This is a genomic window from bacterium, assembly GCA_027622355.1.
Lineage (GTDB): Bacteria > UBA8248 > UBA8248 > UBA8248 > UBA8248 > JAQBZT01.
In genome coordinates, this window is the sequence record JAQBZT010000296.1 from 1 (window position 1) to 3,445 (window position 3,445).

The following is a 3,445-nucleotide window of genomic DNA, read 5'->3' on the forward strand; positions in this document are numbered from 1 at the left end:
CCTCGCGGACGGCAAACTCGCCCGGCCCCGTGGCCTCGATATCGAATCCTGAGCGATCGAGCGTCTCGCGGTGCGCCTCGAGGCGCAACGCTTCCTCCGGCCGAAGGGAGATCACCGGCGGCACCAGGCAGGCCTGGCGCTCCACCTTCCCCTCGCGGAAGCCGTCCCGGAAACGGTTGTAGAGAATCCGCTCGTGGGCGGCATGCTGATCCACGAAGACCAGCCCCTGGGGTGAGGCGAAGAGCAGGAAGCACTCCTCCCACTGTCCCAGGTAGCGGCACTGAGAGAGCACCACCGGGTGCGCCGGGTCGGGGGGCTGCAGCATGCGCTCGAGCACCGAGGCGTCGAGGAGCGATTGCGCCATCTCCGCGGCGGCCTCGTTGACCTGCGCGCCGTATGCAAATTCAGACGCGGCGGCATACCCCCCATCGCCTCGGACAGACGGGCCGCTCCCTTGCTGCGGCGCCGCCGGGATGTACCCGCCCCCGCCCAGGAGATCGGGGCCCGCTCCCTTGTCTCCGGCGCGGGATGCCGGCGGGGCTCCCGCCTCCGTCTGCCGGTGGTATGTCAGCCGCCGGATCGCCGGGGGGGAGGCGCCCAGGCCGCCCTCCACCGTCGCACGGACCGCCTTGTAGACGACGGAAGAATCCCGGAACCGCACCTCCTCCTTCGCCGGGTGGACGTTCACATCCACCTGCTCGGGCGGCAGATCCACGAACAGCGCGAACACCGGATGCCGCCCCCGGGGGAGAAAGCTCCGGTAGGCCTCGTAGATGGCGTGCACGAGGAGACGATCGCGGACCGGGCGATCGTTCACGAAAAGATACTGCCCCGTCCGCGATGCGCGGGTGAACGAGGGCGCCCCCATCCAGCCGGAAAGGCGGATGCCCTCCCGCCCGTATTCGGGGACGGAAAGAAGATGCGCCATCGCGTCCTGGCCGAAGAGCCCCGCCGCGCGCTCCAGGCGCTCCCCCGCCGGCGGCAGATCGAGTATCGCCCTTGCGCCGTGCCGCAGGCGGAAGGCAACCCCGGGGTACGACATGGCGGCGCGGCTCACCACCTCGACGCAGCGGGCGAGTTCGGTCTCGCGGGTCTTGAGAAATTTCCGCCGCGCGGGAACGTTGTAGAAGAGCGTGCGCACGTCAATCTCGGTCCCCTCCGGGGCGCCCATCTCGCTGACGCGCTGGACGCGTCCCCCCTCGATCACCACCCGGGTGCCGAAGGTCTCCCCCGGCTGGCGCGTCGTCAGGGTCAGCTTGCTCACGGCGGCGATGCTCGGCAGGGCCTCGCCGCGGAAGCCGAAGGTTTCGACGCGGGCGAGATCCTCATCGGAGGCAATCTTGCTGGTGGCATGGCGCTCGAACGCCAGCAGGGCGTCGTCGCGGCTCATCCCCTCCCCGTCGTCGCGGACCTTGATCCGCCGCACCCCGCCCGATTCGAGATCGATCCAGATGTTCCGCGCCCCGGCGTCGAGGCCGTTCTCGATGATCTCCTTGAGCGCCGCGGCCGGCCGCTGGACCACCTCGCCGGCGGCGATTTTGTTCGCGAGCGCCTCGGGGAGAACACGAATCCGGCTGGCCACGGTCAACGGAAAATCCTCCTTTGGAAGGGGCCTCGATAATCGGAGATAGCGGGGCGGCTGTCAAGGCGGAAACCACAATATTTAGTACTCCCTGGCGATCCTGCCTCCCATATGGTGATTTTCCCGTATGATGGCGCCCCCGCCCGGATCCAGTGTAGAGTGTGCCCCGCCTGCCCCAAAAAAGGAGAGCGACGTGCCCGCAGGACCCGAGAGCTTCCAGCGCGCCCTGGACGTCATGGCCAAGCTGCGCGCGCCCGAGGGGTGTCCCTGGGACAAGGACCAGGACCACCACTCCCTCAAGCCCTACCTCATCGAGGAGGCCTACGAGGTCATCGAGGCCATCGAGTCGGGCAACGCCGAGCGGCTCCGCGAAGAGCTGGGCGACCTGCTCCTGCAAGTCATCTTCCACTGCCGGCTGACCGAGGAGAAAGGCCTGTTCAGCGCCTCCGACGTCGCCCAGGGTCTCGCCGACAAGATGATCGCCCGCCACCCGCACGTCTTCGGAGACTCCCAAGCGGACACTTCAGAGGAAGTCCTGCGCAACTGGGAGATCGCCAAGCGAAAGGAGCGGGAGGACAAGAACGAAAGCGAAGGGCCGCCCTCGATCCTCGACGGCGTTCCCGCCCCGATGCCCGCCCTGCAGCGCGCCCAGCGCCTTCAGGGAAAAGCCGCCCGCGTGGGCTTCGACTGGCCCGACGCCGAGGGGGCCGCCCGCAAGGTGGAGGAGGAGTGGGCCGAGCTTCGCCGGGCGATGGCGGGGGGCGATGGGGCGGCGATCGAGGAGGAAATGGGTGATCTTGTTTTCGCGGCGGTCAACCTCTCCCGCAAGCTGGGGGTGAACGCCGAGGACGCCGCCCGGGGTACGATCTCCCGCTTCATCGCGCGCTTCCACGCCATCGAGAAAGCCCTCCGGGACCGGGGGCTGACCCCCGAGACCGTCTCCCTCGAGGAGATGGATCGCCTCTGGGAGACCGCCAAGGAAAAAGAAAAAGCCGCCCCTCCCGGTGACGGCTAGCGCCCGCCGCGCATATTTCCTCACGCTTTTTCTGTGGTAGCGTAGCGGAAGTGCTTTCGTCCTTTCCGCCAGGTACATGTCCATGACGCGGCACCCGAGAAAAAACCATCGGCCGGCCCCGGCCCAGAGCGGCCTCTTTCCCGGCGATGCGGGCCCCATCGTGGGCGTGATCGAGCGCATCCGCTTCCGGGCGGAGGACACCGGCTACACCGTCCTCCTCCTCCAGCCGGACGGCGAACTCCCCGTCATCACCGCCGTGGGCCCCCTCTCCTCCCTCCGCGAGGGCGAGCGCGTTCACCTCGAAGGGGAGTGGAAGGATCACCCCCGCTTCGGCCGGCAGTTCCAGGTCCGCTCCTTCCAGCCGCTCGCCCCCACCACCGCCGAGGGCATCGAGAAATTTCTCGCCTCGGGGGCGATCAAGCGCATCGGCCCGGCGCTCGCCGCGCGCATCGTCGCCCGCTACGGGGAAGAGAGCCTCGATGTCCTCGACACCAACCCGCGCCGCCTTCTCGATGTGCCGGGCCTCGGAGAAAAAACGCTCGAAGACATCATCGAGAGCTGGAAGAGCCTGAGCGAGGTGAAGGAAGTCATGCTCTACCTCCAGCAGTACGACATCCCCCTTCATCTTTCGGAGAAAATCTTCCGCGCCTACGGAGCCGCCTCCCTCTCCATCCTCCGGGAAGACCCCTACCGGCTGGCGACGGACATCTACGGGGTGGGCTTTCGCACCGCCGATCGGATCGCGCGGCAGATCGGGCTCCCCGAGGACGCCCCCCAGCGGATCGAGGCGGGCCTCCACTACCTCCTCTCCCAGCAGGCCGAATCGTCCGGTGACGTCTATCTCCCCT

At 68.1% G+C, this 3,445-nt stretch carries 3 protein-coding genes; 2 read left to right on the forward strand and 1 reads right to left on the reverse strand.

Going from position 1 to position 3,445, the window contains the following annotated elements:
• A partial coding sequence (mutL, locus tag O2807_13710) for a DNA mismatch repair endonuclease MutL (protein ID MDA1001558.1) occupies nucleotides 1–1,582 on the reverse strand: 1,582 nt, incomplete at its 3' end.
• A 193-nt stretch (nucleotides 1,583–1,775) separates the two neighbouring features.
• On the opposite strand from mutL, the gene mazG reads away from it, so the two are divergent.
• The gene (gene mazG, locus O2807_13715; protein MDA1001559.1) at nucleotides 1,776–2,597 is read left to right on the forward strand and encodes a nucleoside triphosphate pyrophosphohydrolase; all 822 of its coding nucleotides are present in this window, start codon (nucleotides 1,776–1,778) and stop codon (nucleotides 2,595–2,597) included.
• Between the two features lie 82 nt (nucleotides 2,598–2,679).
• The coding region (locus tag O2807_13720; protein MDA1001560.1) for a helix-hairpin-helix domain-containing protein at nucleotides 2,680–3,445 on the forward strand (766 nt) is incomplete at its 3' end.